This window comes from Paenibacillus tritici, from assembly GCF_013204885.1.
Taxonomy (GTDB): domain Bacteria; phylum Bacillota; class Bacilli; order Paenibacillales; family Paenibacillaceae; genus Paenibacillus_AQ; species Paenibacillus_AQ tritici.
Genome location: NZ_JABMKX010000002.1, coordinates 189,789 through 209,942, shown reverse-complemented (window position 1 = coordinate 209,942; position 20,154 = coordinate 189,789). Strand labels below are relative to the sequence as shown.

Genomic DNA, 20,154 nt, shown 5'->3' with positions numbered 1-20,154 from the left:
AGGTTTTGAACGAAATATCTTCCATTATCAACATCCTATTCACAATTTACTATTACATGATTATCGTATACATTCTCATGTCCTGGCTGCCGAATCTGCGCGAGAATTTCATCGGTGAACTGCTCGGCAAGCTTGTTGAGCCGTTTCTGACTCCGTTCCGGAAGATCATTCCGCCCCTGTTCGGAACCATTGATATCTCTCCCATTATTGCGATTGTCGTGCTGCGGTTTGCAGTAGGCGGGCTTCATTCCATTGTGGCCCTGATCTTCGGCTGAGTCCCATGAAGAATGAAATATACGGGCATTTCCACCCGGACGAGCGGCAATTTGTGGACAAGGCGTGGGAATGGGTAACGAATGCCGGAGAGTACCATGAGACCAAGCTGACCGAATTTCTTGACCCCCGTCAGGGTTATATCCTGCAGAGCCTGGTGAACCGCCATCCCGATGTTACCGTACGCTGGGAGGGCGGTTCTTCGGATGCCGAGCGGAAGCGGGCTATGGTGGCACCGGATTACCGTGACCTTGCGGATGAGGATATGGAGCTAAGCGTATTATCCATTACTTCGGGGGAGCAGAAATTTCTCTCGCTGGAGCATGGGGATTACATGGGGTCCATCCTGGGGCTGGGGATCAAAAGAGGCAAGATCGGCGATATTCATGTACTGGAGGACGGCTGTCATGTGGTGGTGGCTGCGGATATCGCCGATTATCTGTCCATTCATCTGACCAGTGTGCACCGGATGAATGTCAGTACGGAGATCCTGCCGTTATCCGGCTTACGAAGCAGTCAGGTTAAGCTGGAGACTATGGAATTCACTGTGGCCTCCCTGAGGCTCGATGGAATTGCCGCCGATGTCACCCGCCTAAGCCGGAGCAAGATTCTGGCTCCGATCAAGGCTGGTCGTGTGCGGGTGAATTGGAAGGTGGAGGAAGATCCGTCCTGTGCCTTGAAAGAAGGGGATATGGTTTCTATCCAGGGATTCGGAAGGTTTAAGCTGCTGGAGATCGGCAGTTTGACGAAGAAAGGCCGTTACCGGATTTTGGCAGGCAAATTTGTCTGAAGGCTTAGCAGGATTACAGCAGTGCCTGTCGAAATTGATAGTCTCAAGGGATACAAACATTCAGCAGGCTGGGCGCTGATAACGCCCCTGTGTGCAGAAGGGGCTACCCGCTCAGGGACAACCGATGTCCGAAATTTCTAGGAGGTGCACAGTATGCCATTAACACCGCTCGATATACATAACAAGGAATTCTCCCGGAGAATCCGCGGTTATGACGAAGATGAGGTCAATGAATTTCTGGATCAGGTCATTAAGGACTATGAGAGCGTGATCCGCGAGAACAAGGAACTGCATAACCAGCTATTATCGCTTCAGGAACGCCTGGATCATTTCGTGAATATTGAAGAGAGCCTGTCCAAGACCATTCTGGTGGCCCAGGAGGCTGCCGATGATGTGAAGAACAACTCCAAGAAGGAATCCCAGCTGATCCTCAAGGAAGCGGAGAAGAATGCCGACCGGATTATCAACGAAGCGTTGTCCAAATCCCGCAAGGTGGCTATTGAGACAGAGGAGCTGCGTAAGCAGGCCTCCATCTACCGTACCCGCTTCCGGACGCTGCTGGAGGCTCAGCTGGAGCTGCTGTCTCAGGATGACTGGAACGCGCTGGAGAGCCGTGAGGTCAGCGAGAACGCGCTCTGAGCAGGTAACCACTCAGATCCATACAAAAACTCCTTAGTAGAAGTTAATCTTGTTTGCTTTAGAGCAAATAAGACTTCTACCAAGGAGTTTTTTTGTGTAGCCTTTATACAGGGGCGATTACCTTTCCGGTGATGAGGATAGGGCCTCTTAAGATGATATCTCCTTGAAGATCCTCCAGGTTGGTAGCAAATACCTGAACAGGATAATATCCTTCGGGAAGATCGTTAAGAATCGTCTGGAACATGGTGGTCATCCGCAGCGGTTCATCTTCATCGTTCGAGATGGAGGACTGCTGGGCACTGCCGACGAGAATTCCATCCACAAGGACTTCAAGCAAGAGCTTGGGCTGATCGGGCGGAGTAGCAAATACGTTCGTTACCTCCCAGCCAACGGTAGTAGTGAGTTCTACATAATTGCTTGGAGCAGCAGGAACGGCCATACCAAATTCTAAGATCAAAGTGGCTGTGGAAGGGACTGGAATCATAAGAACTCCAGTACTTAGATTGCTATGGAAACTTCTTGCATATTCAACTAAAGTTTGCGCCATATTTTCACCTCCCATTTATTCATAATTGCATCATATGGTTTTCACGGATGTTATGCTTGGGGGGACATCCTATTCTTTGGAAAATTGGGAGTTTGTAAGGGAGGAATATAGTTGAATATTCTATTTATTACCTCAGGTTTCCGGGCTGTCTATTACTTTTTTGAGCAGAGTATAGTAGAAGCCTTTCAGAAGGCAGGCCACCCCTGTGAATCGTTCAGCCTAAGGAGTGGCTTGGATGCATTAAAGCTTAAGCAGCAATCCCTGCAGCCAGATCTGATTCTGGTCCTGGCTGGCCTCAAAATCACCACACCTATGCTGGAATTTATACAACAAACCAAAGGGAAGTCAGCTATATGGCTGACCGAGGACCCGTATTATATGGATTGGACGGTTTCGCTCGCCCCTTATTTTGATTACATCTTCACCATTGACCAAGCCGCATTGGAACAATACAGACAGCTTGGTCATCCCCATGTCTATCATCTGCCGCTGGGCACAGATCCCGGCCTGTTTCATCCCTCAGAGGTCTCCGAAGAGTATAGAAGTGATATTTGTTTAGTAGGAGTACCCTACAGTAACCGGATAGAGCTTATCGAATTCTTACTACAGAGAACAGATTACCGGCTTCAGATCGTGGGGAGAGGCTGGGGCAGGTATTACAATGAATGGATGAAGCAGCCCGGCCAGACTGTAGCACTGGTAAACGCCTGGGTGAAGCCCGAAACAGCCGTGAATTATTATAATGGCGCTAAGATCGTTCTGAATATCCACCGACTCTCGGATGAGAAATACAATAGAAACCGTGCAGGGATTATCGCGAAGAGCATCAACAACCGTACCTTTGACGCTGCCGGCTGTGAGGCCTTCCAGCTTACGGATTACAAAGCAGAGCTGAACCAGCATTTCGAGGAAGGGTCAGAAATGATTTCCTACCAGAATAAGGAGGAGTTACTTGAGAAGATCCATTACTACATGGTGCATGACGACGAGCGCAGGCAAATAGCGGTGGCAGCCAGGCAACGCGTGGTGACCGCACATACCTTTGGGCACCGGATTGATCATCTGCTGAGGCAGCTCCAGCCCTAAAACCAGGACTTACCGGACTTCATGAAACGTTTAACAGGATAACTGTTAGGCGTTTTTATGCTGCCGACCCGTATATTCCGTGGAAATTACGCTATTCTTCTGAAAAGTTAGTCTTCTAACCTATAACGTTTCGATAAAGAAGACATATGATAGCAAGTAAACAGTGAGGGAGGTATTATATTGCCAAAAGTAACTATAATCATGACCAGCTACAATAAGGCCGCATATATCGCAAAGTCCATTGAATCCATTCTGAACCAGACACTTACAGATTTTGAGTTCTACCTGATGGATGATAACTCGAATGAAGACACCCTTAAAGTGATTGAGCCTTATCTCACGGATAAGCGTATCAAATTCTCCCAGAGCAATATCAGCTCTCTTGAACAAAGAGTGGAGAAGGTCAGATATTCCGCTCTAATCAATGAAGCCTTGCATCAGGCAAAGGGGGAGTATATTTCCTATGCAACGGATGATAACTGTTACCGGAATACTAGACTACAGCAAATGGTGGACTACATGGAGAATCATCCCGAGGTCATGATTGCGTATTCTGCCTCGATGGTCAATTACTTGAATGAGCACAATGAGGTTACCAAAACCCAGCTCAGGCCGGCAAAAAAGATAGTCTCGGTAGCGCCTTGCGTCATTGATCATTGCTCCATTCTGCACAGAAGCTCCATCCTTCCGGTAATCAAAGACAAGTTCGGCTCCTACTGGGATGAGAATCCCGAGTTTTATAGAATTGGCGATGGCCGTTTTTTCTGGCGGCTGAATCAGTTCTGGGAGTTCTACCCGGTCGAGGATGTTCTGGATGATAACTATATCACCGAATTATCCATTCACTATCAATTGGCACATCAGGAGAAAAGTCAGTTTATACAAATGCTGCCCCCGCAAAGAACCTGCAAGGAGCTTAGAGAAGAACTGAAATTAATGCAGCAGAAGAAATAAAGGAGCTGCCAAAACCGGTGCATGAAGAAGGAGGAAACGGATTGTCTATCTATCTGTCTAATTACTGGTCTCTCTATAGTGAATTTCTCAATATAACCAAGGATTTGAAATATAGAAACATCTCGATTGGACTTATGACGAATTTCTATCAGCAGATTAATGATGAGCTTAGAAGCGAGATGGGGAGCCCAGACTTCGGGCTGAAACTGAACCACTCCAGTATTCATGAGCAGAATCAGATTCAACCTTTTTTTGAAATGATGGTCGCGCCGCTCTATCAGCCTATTAAGTCCAATCTAGAAGGAAAGATACTGATTAATCTGGATTATATAAGAATGTCGGAGCAAACGTTCAGCGAACATTTTAACGAAGATCATGCGGTGATTTTGTCCCGTTCCAGAGTCTCTGAGCTATTTGGAATCCCTAATCTATGCAGCCTGAACTATAAAAAAGATACCAGACAAGCATCCGATGAGTTAATGGAGAGAGCCGCTGACCTGTTTGCCGAATACAAGGGACATCCGGCGTTCAGCAATGAATTCTTCACCCAGACCTTCATCCACCGGATTCCTTCCATTACAGATACGATCGAAATGGTTTTTAATCTGTACAATGAAATCCCGGTAGCCGCTGTAATGGTAGGTACGACAGAAGATGTGGCCAGCCGGGCTCTTGCCGTCGTGGCGGGGATCAGAGGAATTCCCAGCGTATGTCTGCAGCATGGCATTCTGATGGGGGAAGAGGCGTTTATCCCTGTTTTCTCCAGCCATGTTGGAATCTACGGGCAATACGAACACGACTGGTATACGAGAAGGGGGCTTGAAGCGGAGCGAATTGTGATTACCGGCCACCCCCGTTATGATGATATCTTTACGGCACAGCAGACCTCCAAAGATTCGTTCCGGGAGACCTATCAGCTTGACCCTCATAAAGTCACCTTATTAATTGCCACCGGCCCCACCCTGGATGAATATAAGATCCGGACCCTGCTCACCCAGCTTGCTACACAAGAGCCATTCCAGTTAATCATCAAGCCCCATCCCTGGGAGCTATCCAAGAAGCTAATATCGCTGTATACCGAGTTTGAAGAGAAATATGAGAATGTCCATGTGGTTACCGACAGAAAGGCAGACACCCGTGATCTGGTTATGAAATCAGACGCTGTAGTTGCGACTCTCTCGACGGTTGCCCTGGAAGGCCTGTTATTTAACAAACCTGTGTTTGTCTATAAATTCATTCAGGCCAACCGTGAATATGATTACTATGACGCTCTTGATCCCTATATTCAAAAGGAGCCGGCTGATCTGACCCGAATGGTGGCCGATTATTTCTCCAGCAATAAAGAGCAATCAAACTACAAGGCTGTGAAGGATAAGTTCCTGCAGCACTCCTATCAGGTTGAGCATTCCGGCCGGGGACTTGCCGAATTAATGGACCGCCTGATCCAGGGAAGACCCAAGCTATGAACAGGGGGGAGGAGGAGATGTTCTTTAGGAACAAAAAAATTCTGGTCATTGGCGGAACCGGCACCATCGGGAAAAGCATTGTGAAGCTGATTGCCGAGCAGGAGCCAGCAGTCATCCGGATTCTCAGCAGAGATGAATATAAACAATTTGAGCTGCAGAATGAACTGAATGGAAATCCAAGGCTGCGCTACCTGATTGGCGATGTTCGTAATTATGACCGTGTGCTGGCGGCGATGGAGGATATAGATTACGTGTTCCATACCGCAGCCATGAAGCATGTTTCCTTCTGTGAATATAACCCGTTCGAGGCGGTACTTACCAATGTGGTTGGCACATATAACGTGATCCGGGCGGCGAAGCAACAGAAGGTACACAAGGTTGTGTTCACAAGTACGGATAAAGCCATTTCACCCACGAATAATTATGGAGCTACCAAGCTATCCGCAGAGAAGCTTATTGCCTCCGCCGTCACTTCGGGGGAACCAGGCAAGACCGTATTCTGTACGGTGCGGTTCGGGAATGTAATGGGCTCCAGAGGTTCGGTCATCCCCTTATTTGTGAAGCAGGTCAGAGCAGGCCAAGCCATCACCGTAACGGATCTATCCATGACCAGATTCATGATGACCCTGGAGCAGGCGACGAAGTTAACCGTCAGTTCCCTGCAGATGGCCAAAGGCGGAGAGACGTTTATTCTGAAGATGCCTGTCATTAAGCTGAAGGATCTGGCTGAGGTTGTAGCCCAGGAGGCACCGAAGAAATACGGCATTTCCCCCGCTTCGGTGGAGATCCTGGAGATTGGCCTGAAGCCTGGTGAAAAGAGATACGAAGAGCTGATGACGCATGAGGAATCCTTAACCGCTTATGAATTACCGGATGTATATATTGTTCCTTCCCCGTTTGCTTCCAAGCAGTCATACCAGGAAGCTAGCAGACCGGAGCCGGGAACCTATAGCTCTGAAGGAGAGATCCCGCTGACGAAGGAGCAGGTAAGGAAGCTGGCGCTTGAACAAAATCTAATCTAGTGGAGGCTAACATGAATATACTCGTAACCGGAGGTACAGGGTTCATTGGCAGATGGGTCGTAGGGCGTTTGTTAAAGGATGGACAAAGTGTCTGGGTGATCGACAATTTGGCGAATTCATCCCTGGATAATTTGCAGGAATATGCCGGCCATGAGCATTTGCAAAGGGTCCAGGTAATGGACCTGAAGGACAGAGAGGCCCTGAAGAAGCTTTTCCGGGAGACAACCTTTGACCTGTGTTATCACCTGGCTGCAAGCATTAATGTCCAGGACAGCATAGATGATCCTGAGACAACGTTTAACAATGACACGCTGGCTACCTTTTATTTACTGGAGGAATGCCGCAAGCAGCAGGTGAAAGTGGTCTTCATGAGTACCTGCATGGTCTATGCCAGAGCAGCGGATGAGCAGGGGATTGACGAGCAATCTCCCATCAAGCCAGCCTCCCCGTATGCCGGTGCCAAAATTGCTGCTGAAAATATGGTGTTATCCTATTTCTACGCGTATGATCTGCCGGTTGTGGTCGTGAGACCATTCAACACGTATGGTCCCTTTCAGAAAACAGGCGGCGAAGGCGGAGTGGTGGCGATCTTCATTCACAACAAATTGAAGGGCGAGCCCCTGAAGATCTACGGGGACGGCACACAATCACGGGATCTGCTGTATGTGGAGGATTGCGCGGATTTCGTGGTTGAAGCGGGCTACAGCGACAAGCTGAACGGAGAGATTGTGAACGCAGGCACAGGAGAGGATATTACAGTTAATCAATTGGCCGAGCTCATTGCAGACGGGCAGGCTCCGGTTCAGCATATCCCCCATATTCACCCGCAGAGCGAGATCCAGAAGCTGTTATGCAATTATCAGAAGGCGGAACAACATCTGTCCTGGACGCCAAAGGTAACCATAGAAGAGGGTATCCGGCAGACGGAGCAATGGATTCTTGAGACGTTTCACCGAGAGGAGCCTTCCCAATCATGAGTAAAAGTAAAAGCAAACTGGCGATCCACGGCGGAAAGCCTGTACGTGCCCACTATTTGCCTTATGGAAAGCAGGTTATTGATGAGGAAGATATACAGTCGGTGCTGAAGGTGCTGCAAAGTGATTTTTTGACGAGCGGCCCTGCCATTGAACAATTTGAAGCAGACCTCGCAGCATTTACAGGAGCGAAGTATGCAGTGGCCTTCTCAAGCGGAACTGCGGCATTACATGGTGCCTGCTATGCGGCCGGGATTAGCGATGGCGATGAGGTAATCACTACACCCATGACCTTTGCCGCGACAGCGAACTGTGTGCTGTATCAGGGGGGCGTGCCAGTGTTCGTGGATATCGACCCGCTGACCTATAACCTCGATCCGGGGCGGATCAGGGAGAGCATTACAGACAGAACGAAGGCGATTATACCGGTCCATTTCACAGGCCAGCCTGCAGAGCTTGATGAGATCCTGCAAATTGCCTATGACCATAACCTGATCGTGATTGAAGATGCCGCACATGCGCTTGGTGCTACCTATAAGGGTAGAAGCATTGGCTCCATCGGGGATATGACCATGTTCAGCTTCCATCCCGTAAAGCATATAACAACGGGAGAAGGCGGAATGATCACCACCAATAACCCGCTGTTTTATGAGAAGCTGCTGCAGTTCCGCACCCATGGCATTACACGGGATGAGCGCAGGCTGAGGGATAATCATGGACCGTGGTATTACGAAATGCAGCTCCTTGGATACAACTACAGAATCACAGACATTCAGACCTCACTCGGCACATCCCAGTTACGCAAAATCGGGAGTTTCATAGAGAAACGCAAGCAGCTGGCGAAATTGTATCTGCAAGAGCTGGGCCCGGTCCAGGAGCTCATTCTCCCGCATCAGCTTGCAAATGTGGAGTCGAGCTGGCATCTGTTCATTGTCAGACTTCAGCTTTCCAAGCTGACAGGCACACGGAAGATGGTCTTTCAGGCTCTGCAAAAAGAAAATATCGGTGTAAACGTCCACTATATTCCTGCCTATCTGCACCCGTACTACGAAAGTCTGGGTTTCCGTAAGGGAATATGCCCGATCGCTGAGAGCTGCTACGAGGAATTCATTACGCTCCCGTTGTATGCGGGCATGGACTCTGAGGATGTGATGGATGTGGTTGCTGCGGTGAAGAAGGTGATCAGTCATTATTCCAATTCTTCAAGAAGGGAGTGACTCCGGTGGCCAAAGTGAAAGTGATTGCCGAGATTGCCAATGCCCCGATCAACTCGGAGCAGGTGAAGGAACCCAAGGTATGCATTGCCGTAATCTGCAGATTGAAATCAACGAGACTCCGGCGCAAGGCTCTCCGTCCTATTCATGGCATTGCGTCCATCGAGAGATGTCTCATGAACTGTCTGGCGGTTCCGGGCGGTTATGAGGTAGTTCTGGCAACCTCTGATCTTCCGGACGACCAGCCCCTTACGCAGTTCACATTGGACAACCGGGTGAAGATCGTCACGGGAGACCCGGATAATGTAGCCGAGCGATTGCTGAAAGCGGCGGAAGCCACCCGGGCGGATATCGTTGTTCGTGTGACCGGCGACAATCCGGCCGTTTCCCCGGAGATGATGGGTTATATGATCGACCAGCACATCAAAACCGGTGCCGACTTCACTTATGCGAAGGAATCGACGATGGGCACAGTAGGGGATGTCTATACAGTAGAAGCGTTAAGAAGGCTTTTGCAATATTCAGCTTCACTTTCACATGCAGAGTATTTGTCCTTTTACTTTTTTAACAACCCGGACCTCTTCAACCTGAATGCGGTGGAGCTTCCCGCGGAGTGGGTGCATCCCGAATGGAGATTAACCATGGACGAGATTCAAGATCTGGAGTTGTTCGAGACCCTATACAAGGCTATGGATATTGGTCCAAGACCGCTTACCTTCGAGGAGTTACAGGCCTTCCTGTTGAAGCACCCTGAGGTGGCTGAGCTGAACAGGGGAATCAAAGTGAAATGGCGGGATGATACCGCACTGGTCCGTGAGCTGAACGAAGCGACTACCTTGAAGAAGAGACTATAGTAAGAAGCACTAAAGAAATTTATGAAAAAGCAAAAAGAAGCGGAGGGGAAATTTGGAACTGTAGGAGCGGTAGCGACCGCCTTTGTCACCGGATTTCAACCGCGAAGAGCGGAATAGATCAAGAAATCTGGGGACAACAGCGGCCGGAAGTCCAAATGTTCACCGCAGTGACGATGAAGCTTCAAGTTCAAATCTTTAGTGCATCTTATAAATGACTAATTAGCGAGGCATCGGAATATGACAAATAGAGCGAGACTTGTGCTGGGTACTGCCCAGTTAAACGGGAATTATGGGATTGCGAATGCAGCAGGCCATCCGTCCGTGCAACAGAGCTGCCAATTGCTCCAGGCTGCCGTCTCCGCGGGGATTGGTTATTTGGACACCGCACCGGGATATGGGAACAGTGAGAGCCTGATTGGAGATTGTCTGCAGCAGGTAGAGCCGCAGAGCAGGCCTGAGATTGTGACCAAGCTGCCTTCGGTACAGCGGTTAGGGCTTCAGACAGAAGAAGCACGGAGGAAGTTCGTAACTTCTTCCGTCCTGTCTTCCCTGAACAAGCTGAAGCGGTCCGCGCTGGATACCCTTCTCTTGCATGATCCGCTGGATATGACCTATCGGAACGGCGAAATCCTACACCTGCTGAAGGAGCTGAAGCAGCAGCAGATGATCCGGAGCATTGGGGTTTCGGTCTATGATCCGCAGGAGGCCGAGACTTTTTTGAGCCTGGATGGAGTGACCAGTATTCAGCTTCCGCTTAATGTATTTGACCAAAGATGGATCAGAAATGGCATGCTGGAGCGGCTCGCGGGCCAAGGAACAGAAGTGTTGGTCCGCAGTGTCTATCTGCAAGGATTATTGCTTATGGCACCGGAGAAGCTTCCTGCCAAGCTGAAGCAAGCCGAGCGGCCATTGAAGTCATTCATAGCGTACAGCAAGGAGATCGGGATACCTGTAAAAGAGCTGTGCTTCCTGTATGTAAGGGATCTCCCTGGAGTATCGGGGATCGTTATCGGATGTGAGACGGTAGAGCAGGTTCAGGAGAATGTCAGCATGATGGCCCTGCCCCCGTTAACCCGGAAGATACGGCAAGAGCTCGGTGATTATTTTACGGATATTCCCGTGCAGATTATGGACCCCAGGAGGTGGAATGAACAGGATGCGGACCATTCATGAACTCTTTAATCTACAAGGTCAAACCGCGGTCGTGACCGGCGGAGCAGGTTATCTGGGCACGGCGATCTCGGAGGGCCTTGCTGAGGCCGGCGCCACGGTATACATTGTAAGCTCGAATGAGCGGAAATGTCAGGAGCTGGCGGAACAGATTACCCGCAAGACTGCGGCTCCATGCTTTGGCAAATCTATGGATATTAGACAAGAACAATCCATCCAAACCTGTTTCCGCGACATTTCTGAAGCCGCCGGGAGTATAGATATTCTAGTGAATAATGCTGCCTTCAGCTCACCGGGCAAGCTGCCCGCCATGAGTGAAGAGGCGTGGCTGACAGGGATGGACGGGACGATTAATGGAACCTTCAGATGCGTGAAGGCTGTCTTGCCCTACATGGTTGAACAAAAGAAAGGTTCCATCATTAACGTATCCTCTATGTATGGCCGGGTCTCTCCTAACCCCGAGGTCTACGGAGACAGCGGGATGGATAATCCCGCCAATTACGGGGCAGGAAAGGCGGCGATTAATCAATTCACCCGTTACATCGCCTGCCACTTCGGACGACACGGAGTTAGAGCCAATACCGTATCACCGGGCCCTTTTCCCCAACCCTCGGTTCAGGCGAATCCCGAGTTCATCAAGCAGCTGGAAGGGAAGAATCCGTTAGGCCGGATCGGCAATCCTGAAGATTTGAAAGGGGTTATGGTGTATCTCGCCTCCGCCGCTGCAAATTATGTTACCGGTGAGAATATTTCGGTAGATGGCGGGTGGACCGCATGGTAACAGATGCATATCCCCAAGTGAACCTGTGCTTCCGGGTAGATTCCTCCCATTCCATGGGTACAGGCCATGTCATGCGCTGCCTTACACTGGCCAATGAGCTTGCACGAAGAGGGGCGAAGGTCTCGTTCATCTGCCGTGATCTGCCCGGAAATCTGGCACCCTATGTGATGGAACAGGGCCATCAGGTGTTCATGCTGCCTGGGCCGGACGATCGGGCTTATGCACAAACCTGGCTCCAAGTGGACTGGAGAACGGATGCGCTGCAAACAGCAGAGCTGCTTCGGGAGGCGGGTCCGGTGGATGGGCTGATTATCGACCAATACGGGATTGATCAACAATGGGAGACTTTAGCCGGAGAGCACGTGGGAAAGATAGTTGTGATTGATGATTTGGCGGACCGGCCGCATCAATGTGATATGCTGCTGGACCCTAATCTATCCGCTGACGGGCATCGCTATCAGGGGCTGGTTCCGAATCATTGTATGCAATTGCTGGGCACCAGTTATACCCTGCTCCGGCCTGAATTTCGTGCCGTCAAGCCGCAGTTGGCTGAACGTGACGGAAGTATAAACAGAATTCTTATGTTTTTTGGCGGCACAGATCCGACCCGTGAGACTATAAAAACCTTACACGCCTTACAGAGTTCCGCCTTTGCCAATTTACACCTTGATGTGGTAGCGGGCGGAATGAACCGCAACAAGGATGACATTGCAGCATTATGCCGCACGATGCCGAAGGCCAGCTTTCACTGTCAGATTGATTATATGGCTGAACTGATGCAGAGGGCGGACCTCTCCATCGGAGCAGGCGGAAGCACAACCTGGGAGCGGTGTTACCTGGGCTTACCTTCACTATCCATTATAACGGCGGATAATCAACGGGAAATTACCACCCTGGTTCATGAGCAAGGTGCCACCCGCTGCTTAGGGAGCAGTGCTGACGTAACGCCGCTGAGGATTGAGCAGGAGCTTAAGGGCCTGCTTGCCGATCCGTCCCTGGTCAAAGGTATGTCTGAGCAGGCCCTTCAGATTATGGGCGAGGATAAAGGAAACGAGGTTATCGACAGGATCATGGGAGGCGACTATGGCAGACATTCACGACTATACGCTTAAGGAGCTGAGCCGGGAACATAGCACACTGATTTGGGAGTGGCGCAATGCCGCTCATGTCCGGCCTTTTATGAATCATGACGGGCTCATTCCGCTTGAGGAGCATCATAAATGGCTGAATTCCATAGCGAAGGATGCAAGCAGGCTGGTCAGAATCTGTTATTATCAAGCCAAACCGATCGGCTTCGTGCAGTTCTCACAGATCAATCTTGAGCACCAAACCTGTGAATGGGGCTTCTATATTGGGAATCAGGACTGCCCCCGCAGGTCTGGAACGATCATGGGAATTCTGGCGCTGGAGCTGATCTTCCAGGAGCGGCAGATGAGAAAAGTGTGCGCTGAAATCCTGGACTTCAATCAGAAGAGCTTATCGTATCACCGCAAATTAGGATTTGTGGAGGAAGGCAGGTTAGTCAGGCAAAGGCTAAGGAATCATCAGCCGGTGGACGTTGTATTAATGGGTCTGTTCCGGGAGCAATGGAAGAAACAAAGAGTACGGCTCAAAGAGGAGGTTGCAAATGCCAATGAAGGAAATAACCATCGGTAACCGGCGCATCGGAAGCGGTCATCCCCCTTTTGTCATCGCGGAGATGTCCGGTAACCACAATAAGTCACTGGACCGCGCACTCGAACTGGTCAAGGCCGCAGCCAGGGCCGGGGCACATGCGTTCAAAATTCAAACCTATACCCCGGAAACGATGACGCTTAATCTGCAGAGCAAGGATTTCATGGTCGCTGAATCGAATGCGCTCTGGAAAGGGAAGTCGCTGTTTGAGCTTTATCAGGAGGCCTATACGCCCTGGGAATGGCATGAGCAGATTTTTGATGCTTGCAGGGCCCTCGGGATGATTCCGTTCAGCACACCGTTCGATGAGACCTCGCTCGAATTTCTGGAGTCGCTGGGGGTAGACTGCTACAAAATCGCCTCCTTTGAAAACAATGATATCCCCTTATTGCGAAAGGTAGCCTCCAAAGGAAAGCCGATGATCATTTCGACCGGGATGGCTTCGCTGGGCGAGATTGAACAGGCCGTCCAGACCATCACCGGGGCAGGCTGCAAGGAGTACATTTTGCTGAAATGCACCAGCAGTTATCCGGCTTCGCCCGAACATTCCAATCTCAATACCATTCCGTATCTGCGGGACGTCTTTCATTGCCAGGTGGGGTTATCCGACCATACCCTGGGCGTAGGGGCTGCTGTGGCAAGTGTCGCGCTGGGCAGTACAGTCATTGAAAAGCATTTTACCCTGAACCGTGAGGAGGGCGGAGTGGATTCTGCATTTTCCCTGGAGCCTGCGGAGTTTGCTTCTCTGGTTCAGGAGACAGATACAGCCTGGAAGGCCCTCGGCGGAGTATCCATCGGTCCCTCGAAGGAAGAAGAGAAGTCCCTTCAATTCCGGCGGTCCCTCTATATCGCCAAGGATATCAAGGCCGGGGAAGTGCTCACTAGGGATAATATGAAGGTGGTTCGTCCAGGCTATGGCTTAGCTCCCGGGTACTACGATCTGCTGCTCGGAAAACAGATGAAAACCAATCTGCCCATGGGCACCCCCCTGAGCTGGGAGCTGCTGCTGTAATCCATCTTGACAATTACTGCAAAAACGTCTATAACTAGAACATATCTGTATCCATTGAAACGAAATTCGATGACGGGACAAGTACGATAAGGTAACGTTCTCCAGAGAGTCGGTGATTGCTGCGAGCCGATTGTTCAAGCCTTGCCGGAAGATCCTCCCCTAGAAGCTAAGCTGAAGCGTATACGTGTATACGTGTGTAGGCTCCGCCGTCTGCCGGACGTTATCCCGGACCCGTGTGGCTGTCTATGGCCTGCGGACTGAGATTGTACTGAATCCACTCCCCTAAGGAAGTGCGTGAAGTGCAAATTAGGGTGGTATCGCGAGCGCTGTCTCGCCCCTTTGGGGGGCGGGATGGCTTTTTTTTATCCCCCTAAATCCCCCTTCCAAGGGGGACCCCAAGGGCTGTCCGCCCTCTGGACACCTGCAACAAGTGCGTTGTGCATGGAGAGGTGTCCGCGGACGGGGAAGGATTTGTTCGAGCGGGGAGCGGCCCTTCTTAGGCTGCCCTGACGGGTACGCCTGCGGGGCCTCAACTGCGCCCCGGGCGAAGCCCGGCCAAAGTTGCCCTCCGGGTTCGCGGCCGGGAAGGGCCAAAGATCAACGGAGTGGACCCCGGGCACAGCCCGGCCAGTGCTGTCCTCCGGGTTCGCAGGCCGGGAAGGACCAAGGATCAACGGCATGGACCCCGGGCACAGCCCGGCCAGAGCTGCCCTCCGGGTTCGCGGCCGGGAAGGACCAAGGATCAACGGCAAGGACCCGGGCGGAGCCTGATGCCCCTAGCGCGGGTAAGGCCCCGCAGGCGTACCCGATAGGGCAGCCTAAGAAGGGCCGAGGACTCCGCCGAAGTAATCCTTCCCGTCCACTGACCCTGCTCCTCGCACGATGCACTTCTTTCGGGTGTCCAGAGGGCAGAGCCCTTGGGGCCCTCCCTTGGCGAAGGGAGGGTTTGGGAGGGATCGAAAAGCCTTGCAAGGTTACGGTTTGAATAAAAGAAGGCTCGGATGACATCCGAATAAAGTTTAAGACTAAACGAAGGGATTGACCATCATGCATAAAGTAGACGTCAAAGAAAAAGCCCGGGCCAGAGATGTCCGGATATTGAAAAAATGGAGCGACGAGAAAACCTTCCGCAGATCCATGGAGAACCGGGAGGGGCGCCCGAACTACGTGTTCTATGAAGGACCTCCGACCGCGAACGGCGTGCCGCATATCGGGCATGTGCTGGGCCGGGTCATCAAGGACTTCGTCGGCCGCTATCAGACGATGAAGGGTTTCCGCGTCATCCGCAAAGCAGGCTGGGATACCCACGGTCTGCCGGTGGAGCTCGGCGTGCAGAAGAAGCTGGGCATCTCCGGCAAGCAGGATATCGAAGAATACGGCGTGGAGAAATTTATCAAGGAATGCAAAGCCAGTGTATTTGGCTATGAGAAGCAGTGGCGCGAGTTCACGGAGGCTATCGGCTATTGGACGGATCTGGATAACCCTTACGTTACGCTGGATAATACGTACATCGAGAGTGTGTGGAATATCCTCGCTACAGTACATGACAAAGGCCTGATGTACCGCGGACACCGCGTTAGTCCGTATTGCCCTAGCTGTCAGACGACCCTTAGCTCCCATGAGGTGGCGCAGGGCTACAAGACGGTCAAGGATCTCAGTGCGACAGCCAAGTTCAAGCTGGACGGCAGCGGTGATTATGTGCTGGCCTGGACGACGACCCCTTGGACGCTTCCGGCTCACATGGCATTGGCGATGAACCCGAATATGGAATATGTGCGTGCGCAACAGGAAGACGGCGTATATGTGCTGGCCAAGAACCTGGTGGACGAAGTGCTGAAGGGCGACTACACGATCCTGTCTACCCACACGGGCGCTGATTTTATCGGCCAGACCTACACGCCGCCGTTCGGTTACATCAAGGCAGAGAAGCACAATGTCATCGTCGGGGCAGCCTTTGTTACGGATTCCAGCGGTACCGGGATCGTACATATGGCTCCGGCGCACGGGGAAGATGACTATAAGAGCTGCCGCGAGAATGGCATCAGCTTCGTGAACGTGGTGGATGTCTCCGGTAAATACACCAGTGTGGTGAGCGATTTTGCCGGACGGTTCGTGAAGGATTGCGACCTCGATATCGTGAAGCTGCTGTCTGAGCAGGGACTGCTCTACCATAAAGAGAAATACGAGCACAGCTATCCGTTCTGCTGGCGCTGCGATACCCCGCTGCTCTATTATGCAACAGACAGCTGGTTCATCCAGACGACAGCCATCAAAGATCAGCTGATCGCGAACAACAACAGTGTGAACTGGTACCCGGAACACGTGCGGGAAGGCCGCTTCGGCAAGTTCCTGGAGGAGCTGGTAGACTGGAACATCAGCCGCAACCGCTACTGGGGCACACCGCTGAATGTGTGGGTCTGTCAGGACACCGGCAAGGAATTCGCACCGCACAGTATCGCCGAGCTGAGATCCATGGCCATCGGTGAAGTGGCGGAGGATATCGAGCTGCATAAGCCGTATGTGGACAACATCAAGCTGCGGAGTCCGTTCAGTGAAGGCGGCGTAATGGTCCGCACCCCGGAAGTTATCGACGTCTGGTTCGACAGCGGTTCGATGCCGTTCGCGCAGAGCCATTATCCGTTTGAGAATGAAGAACAGTTCGCAGACCAGTATCCGGCGGATATGATCTGCGAAGGGATCGACCAGACCCGCGGCTGGTTCTACAGCCTGCTGGCGGTATCGACGCTGTTCACGGGCAAAGCACCTTACAAGGCGGTTATCGCCCACGGTCACATTTTTGATGAGAACGGCCAGAAGATGTCCAAATCCAAAGGCAATGTCATTGATCCTTGGGAGATCATCAACGAATATGGCACGGATGCCTTCCGCTGGGCGATTCTGTCCGACAGTGCGCCGTGGAACAACAAGCGGTTCTCACGCGGTCTGGTGGGAGAGACGAAGTCCAAAGTGGTCGATACGCTGGTGAACACCCATGCGTTCCTGACACTGTATGCCGGTATCGACGGCTACGATCCTGCGGATCACCCGTTCAAGCTGTCTGAGCATAAGCTCGACCGCTGGATTCTGTCCCGCCTGAACAGCCTGATCCTGCTGGTAGACAAGGGGCTGGCGGTGAACGATTTCGTCAACACCTCCAAAGCCATTGAGAACTTCGTGGATGAGCTGAGCAACTGGTACATCCGCCGTTCCCGCGACCGGTTCTGGGGCAGCGGGCTGGGTGAAGAGAAGCTGGACGCTTACCGCACACTTACGCATGTCCTGTTGACCACAGCCAAGCTGATGGCTCCATTCACACCGATGCTGTCCGAGGATATCTTCACGAACCTGGGCGGCGGTGAAAGTGTGCATCTTGCAGATTATCCGGCAGCGGATGAGAAGCTGATCGACCTCGCGCTGGAACAGGATATGGAGAGTGCCAGAGGCATCGTAGAGCTGGCCCGTAACGTGCGCAACGAGAGCGGCATCAAGACCCGCCAGCCGTTGTCCGAGCTGATTGCTTCCACCCCTGATAACTTCAATGTGGCGGATTATGAAGAGCTGATCAAAGACGAGATCAACGTCAAGCATATCGTAATCGAGCACAGCGACAGCGGCTTCGTAGACTTCACCCTGAAGCTGAACCTGAAGGTGGCAGGCAAGAAATACGGCAAGAATGTCGGCTTCCTGCAAGGCTTCCTGAAGGCTATGGACAGCGACGCTACCCGCAAAGCGGTTCAAGACGGCGTAATTGCCATTGTGTCCCCGGACGGGGAAGAGCTGCAGATCACTTCTGAGGAGCTGCTGGTGGAGAAGCGGGCCAAACCGGGTTTTGCCTCAGCTTCCGGCTACGGGCTGACGGTGGCGCTGAACACTGAAATTACACCGCAGCTTGTTCAAGAAGGCTGGGTGCGCGAAGTGGTGCGTGCCGTGCAGGATTACCGTAAACGTCTGGATCTGCCGATTGACAAGCGGATTGCCCTGACGCTGCATGTCGATGACGAGCTGAAGGCGGCCGTTACCGCATTTGAGCAGGTGCTGCGTGAGAATGTACTCGTGACTACCGTTGATTTTGACGGAGACTATACCTATGAAACTGTAGATGCCGGCGGTAAGAGCATCGGTATTCATATCGGCGCTTAACAGGTACGTATCTCTGCATTACTTGTCCCTCTATGGCATATACTAACCGCAAAGACAGAGTTTCTATGGGTTAGAATGCAAAATGACGAGCCCTGTGCTTGAAGAGAGAATCTCTCTTTAACCGGGGCTCGTTTGCTTTGCGGCTTATAGAGAACCAGGAGGTAGGAGTCATGGGCGGACGGAAAGACGGGGATCACCAGGGGAAGCAGCCGCAGAGGCCGGAAGGGCCGGGCAGAATTACAATTCATACCTCAGGCGGAAATAGCAGCAGGGAACAGGTACCGGAGGAGACGCCGAAATACATGCATTCCGGGGAGCCGATACAAGCACCGTTGTCCTCGCAAAAGTCTGCTGCTGCGGGCTCAACAGCCGCTGATCCGGCAGATCTTCCGCAGGAGGAGAAGATAAACGCCCTGTACCGGATGACTACGAGTCTGGCCCAGCAGATGGAGAAGGCACGTATCTCGGAATATACGGAGCTGCTGCATTCCCCGTTCCGGCTGATCTGGCTGAATATTCTCTCCGGGGCGGCCAGGGGGCTGGGGATTGCGCTCGGGTTTACTTTTTTTGCAGCGACGATTATCTATGTGCTTCAGGTACTAGGGGCGCTGAATCTGCCGATAATCGGTGATTATATCGCTGACATTGTGCGGATCGTCCAGCACCAGCTGGAGCTGAAGACGTTCTGATCCCGGTGAACTCCGGTGAACGCCGAATAACCCCACATCGTGGGGCATTAAGCTTGTAGTAAAATGCTATTTCCGTTCTTTTCTCGTCGGGTCCAGCAGATAGTCGCCTTCTTCATCGTCCATGTAGTGGCGGTAGCTGTTGCCTTTGACAATCGTCAGATGGTTGCCGGTAATATCGGTAGCCACGAAGTTCTCCCAGGGCTCCACGAAGCCTTCGGTTTCGTCCGCCTCGATCTCCATATCATTGTAGGAGCTGATGTTGTTCCCTTCAGCCATGGCAGGGGAATCCGAATTGCCCCAGCTCTCGACAATCTGCCAGGCATCCTCGCCGTCGAAGCCGTTCTGATCGTCCCGCTCATCCAGGCTGGTACGTCCAAAGGGCGGAGTAAGCAGCTCCTCCTCGGCCGGCCGGGTGAACGGAGCGCTCTGGCGGGGGGCGTGCTCCTTGGTGAAGCGGGTGGAGGGGAGGGCGGCCAGGCGCTCATAGGGAATTGGCTCACCGCTGGCACTGCAGATCCCGTAGGTGCCTTCATCCATCGCACGCAGAGCGGATTCGATATCGTCCAGCTCATGCTCGTCCCGCTCCAGCAGGGAAATATCCATGGAACGGTTATACAGCTCAGTGGCGGCATCGCCGGGATGGTTGTCGATCTCGGACAGCTCTCCCGTGTTGTCCCGCATTGCCTCCTGCAATCCATATTGCTCGCTATTGCTCAGCCTGTGCTTGATCTCCTCTTGCTGCTGCAGGAGCTGGGTGCGCAGCCCGGAGAGCTGCTGTGGTGTCAGATGGCTCATTACTGTGGGCTCCTTTCGGTTCTTCTTACGGATAGCTTGGCCTCCGGGGCCCTTTTTTAGCGATGGAAAATAGT

The 20,154-nt window shown here is 52.0% G+C and carries 20 protein-coding genes; 18 read left to right on the top strand and 2 right to left on the bottom strand.

Translation table 11 applies throughout. From position 1 onward, the window contains the following. Positions 1-5: 5 nt before the first annotated feature. The 3 genes from HQN87_RS04045 to HQN87_RS04035 all read left to right on the top strand — a co-directional run bounded on the left by HQN87_RS04045 (position 6) and on the right by HQN87_RS04035 (position 1,702). Positions 6-275 carry a YggT family protein gene (locus HQN87_RS04045; protein ID WP_216857137.1) on the top strand — a complete coding sequence of 90 codons (270 nt, stop codon included), beginning with the start codon at positions 6-8 and terminating at the stop codon, positions 273-275. Positions 276-280: 5 nt separating this feature from the next. After that, entirely contained in the window at positions 281-1,063 is a 783-nt protein-coding gene (locus HQN87_RS04040) for a YlmH family RNA-binding protein (protein ID WP_173128179.1), read from the top strand. 153 nt (positions 1,064-1,216) lie between these two features. After that, on the top strand, positions 1,217-1,702 hold the full coding sequence (locus HQN87_RS04035) for a DivIVA domain-containing protein (protein ID WP_173128176.1): 486 nt from the start codon (positions 1,217-1,219) through the stop codon (positions 1,700-1,702). Positions 1,703-1,805: 103 nt separating this feature from the next. Here the strand turns inward: HQN87_RS04035 and HQN87_RS04030 are convergent, their stop codons facing one another. Beyond that, a complete protein-coding gene (locus HQN87_RS04030; protein ID WP_173128173.1) occupies positions 1,806-2,249 on the bottom strand; it encodes a hypothetical protein in 444 nt (147 codons plus the stop codon). 111 nt (positions 2,250-2,360) lie between these two features. Between HQN87_RS04030 and HQN87_RS04025 the strand changes: the two genes are divergently transcribed. From HQN87_RS04025 to HQN87_RS03955, 15 genes are all read left to right on the top strand, one after another. After that, entirely contained in the window at positions 2,361-3,335 is a 975-nt protein-coding gene (locus HQN87_RS04025) for a CgeB family protein (RefSeq protein ID WP_173128170.1), read from the top strand. Between the two features lie 180 nt (positions 3,336-3,515). Further along, positions 3,516-4,289, top strand: coding sequence for a glycosyltransferase family 2 protein (locus HQN87_RS04020; protein WP_173128167.1), 774 nt, complete (start codon positions 3,516-3,518; stop codon positions 4,287-4,289). Positions 4,290-4,330: 41 nt separating this feature from the next. After that, on the top strand, positions 4,331-5,755 hold the full coding sequence (locus HQN87_RS04015; RefSeq protein ID WP_173128164.1) for a CDP-glycerol glycerophosphotransferase family protein: 1,425 nt from the start codon (positions 4,331-4,333) through the stop codon (positions 5,753-5,755). 17 nt (positions 5,756-5,772) lie between these two features. Then, positions 5,773-6,777 carry an SDR family NAD(P)-dependent oxidoreductase gene (locus tag HQN87_RS04010; protein WP_173128161.1) on the top strand — a complete coding sequence of 335 codons (1,005 nt, stop codon included), beginning with the start codon at positions 5,773-5,775 and terminating at the stop codon, positions 6,775-6,777. Positions 6,778-6,788: 11 nt separating this feature from the next. Further along, complete coding sequence (locus tag HQN87_RS04005) at positions 6,789-7,754, top strand: NAD-dependent epimerase/dehydratase family protein (RefSeq protein WP_173128159.1); 966 nt, start codon at positions 6,789-6,791, stop codon at positions 7,752-7,754. Further along, a complete protein-coding gene (gene pseC, locus HQN87_RS04000) occupies positions 7,751-8,968 on the top strand; it encodes a UDP-4-amino-4,6-dideoxy-N-acetyl-beta-L-altrosamine transaminase (protein ID WP_173128157.1) in 1,218 nt (405 codons plus the stop codon). The genes HQN87_RS04005 and pseC overlap by 4 nt, the downstream gene beginning before the upstream one ends. Positions 8,969-8,973: 5 nt before the next feature. Then, the gene (locus tag HQN87_RS03995) at positions 8,974-9,819 is read left to right on the top strand and encodes a cytidylyltransferase domain-containing protein (protein WP_173128155.1); all 846 of its coding nucleotides are present in this window, start codon (positions 8,974-8,976) and stop codon (positions 9,817-9,819) included. A gap of 237 nt (positions 9,820-10,056) precedes the next feature. Beyond that, on the top strand, positions 10,057-10,992 hold the full coding sequence (locus tag HQN87_RS03990) for an aldo/keto reductase (protein ID WP_173128153.1): 936 nt from the start codon (positions 10,057-10,059) through the stop codon (positions 10,990-10,992). Beyond that, entirely contained in the window at positions 10,967-11,770 is an 804-nt protein-coding gene (locus tag HQN87_RS03985; RefSeq protein ID WP_173128151.1) for an SDR family NAD(P)-dependent oxidoreductase, read from the top strand. The genes HQN87_RS03990 and HQN87_RS03985 overlap by 26 nt, the downstream gene beginning before the upstream one ends. Continuing rightward, positions 11,764-12,882 carry a UDP-2,4-diacetamido-2,4,6-trideoxy-beta-L-altropyranose hydrolase gene (pseG, locus tag HQN87_RS03980; RefSeq protein WP_173128149.1) on the top strand — a complete coding sequence of 373 codons (1,119 nt, stop codon included), beginning with the start codon at positions 11,764-11,766 and terminating at the stop codon, positions 12,880-12,882. Before HQN87_RS03985 ends, pseG begins: the two co-directional genes overlap by 7 nt. Further along, a complete protein-coding gene (gene pseH / locus HQN87_RS03975; RefSeq protein ID WP_173128146.1) occupies positions 12,854-13,426 on the top strand; it encodes a UDP-4-amino-4,6-dideoxy-N-acetyl-beta-L-altrosamine N-acetyltransferase in 573 nt (190 codons plus the stop codon). The genes pseG and pseH overlap by 29 nt, the downstream gene beginning before the upstream one ends. Continuing rightward, positions 13,404-14,456 (top strand): pseudaminic acid synthase, encoded by a 1,053-nt coding sequence (gene pseI, locus HQN87_RS03970; RefSeq protein WP_173128143.1) that lies wholly within the window; start codon positions 13,404-13,406, stop codon positions 14,454-14,456. The genes pseH and pseI overlap by 23 nt, the downstream gene beginning before the upstream one ends. 561 nt (positions 14,457-15,017) lie before the next feature. Continuing rightward, positions 15,018-15,227 carry a hypothetical protein gene (locus tag HQN87_RS03965; protein ID WP_173128140.1) on the top strand — a complete coding sequence of 70 codons (210 nt, stop codon included), beginning with the start codon at positions 15,018-15,020 and terminating at the stop codon, positions 15,225-15,227. A 276-nt stretch (positions 15,228-15,503) separates the two neighbouring features. Then, positions 15,504-18,596 carry an isoleucine--tRNA ligase gene (gene ileS / locus HQN87_RS03960; protein WP_173128137.1) on the top strand — a complete coding sequence of 1,031 codons (3,093 nt, stop codon included), beginning with the start codon at positions 15,504-15,506 and terminating at the stop codon, positions 18,594-18,596. A 302-nt stretch (positions 18,597-18,898) separates the two neighbouring features. Then, on the top strand, positions 18,899-19,285 hold the full coding sequence (locus HQN87_RS03955) for a DUF5665 domain-containing protein (protein WP_436836453.1): 387 nt from the start codon (positions 18,899-18,901) through the stop codon (positions 19,283-19,285). 66 nt (positions 19,286-19,351) lie between these two features. Here HQN87_RS03955 and HQN87_RS03950 read toward each other — a convergent pair whose 3' ends face one another. Continuing rightward, on the bottom strand, positions 19,352-20,080 hold the full coding sequence (locus tag HQN87_RS03950; protein ID WP_173128134.1) for a TraR/DksA C4-type zinc finger protein: 729 nt from the start codon (positions 20,078-20,080) through the stop codon (positions 19,352-19,354). Between the last annotated feature and the right edge of the window lie 74 nt (positions 20,081-20,154).

Bases quoted from the DNA above. Each gene is read 5' to 3' on its own strand.
- HQN87_RS04040 (WP_173128179.1), top strand. From the start codon at position 281: ATGAAGAATGAAATATACGGGCATTTCCACCCGGACGAGCGGCAATTT.
- HQN87_RS04035 (WP_173128176.1), top strand. From the start codon at position 1,217: ATGCCATTAACACCGCTCGATATACATAACAAGGAATTCTCCCGGAGA.
- HQN87_RS04030 (WP_173128173.1), bottom strand. From the start codon at position 2,249: ATGGCGCAAACTTTAGTTGAATATGCAAGAAGTTTCCATAGCAATCTA.
- HQN87_RS04010 (WP_173128161.1), top strand. From the start codon at position 5,773: ATGTTCTTTAGGAACAAAAAAATTCTGGTCATTGGCGGAACCGGCACC.
- HQN87_RS04005 (WP_173128159.1), top strand. From the start codon at position 6,789: ATGAATATACTCGTAACCGGAGGTACAGGGTTCATTGGCAGATGGGTC.
- pseC (WP_173128157.1), top strand. From the start codon at position 7,751: ATGAGTAAAAGTAAAAGCAAACTGGCGATCCACGGCGGAAAGCCTGTA.
- HQN87_RS03990 (WP_173128153.1), top strand. From the start codon at position 10,057: ATGACAAATAGAGCGAGACTTGTGCTGGGTACTGCCCAGTTAAACGGG.
- HQN87_RS03985 (WP_173128151.1), top strand. From the start codon at position 10,967: ATGAACAGGATGCGGACCATTCATGAACTCTTTAATCTACAAGGTCAA.
- pseG (WP_173128149.1), top strand. From the start codon at position 11,764: ATGGTAACAGATGCATATCCCCAAGTGAACCTGTGCTTCCGGGTAGAT.
- pseH (WP_173128146.1), top strand. From the start codon at position 12,854: ATGGCAGACATTCACGACTATACGCTTAAGGAGCTGAGCCGGGAACAT.
- pseI (WP_173128143.1), top strand. From the start codon at position 13,404: ATGAAGGAAATAACCATCGGTAACCGGCGCATCGGAAGCGGTCATCCC.
- ileS (WP_173128137.1), top strand. From the start codon at position 15,504: ATGCATAAAGTAGACGTCAAAGAAAAAGCCCGGGCCAGAGATGTCCGG.
- HQN87_RS03955 (WP_436836453.1), top strand. From the start codon at position 18,899: ATGCATTCCGGGGAGCCGATACAAGCACCGTTGTCCTCGCAAAAGTCT.
- HQN87_RS03950 (WP_173128134.1), bottom strand. From the start codon at position 20,080: ATGAGCCATCTGACACCACAGCAGCTCTCCGGGCTGCGCACCCAGCTC.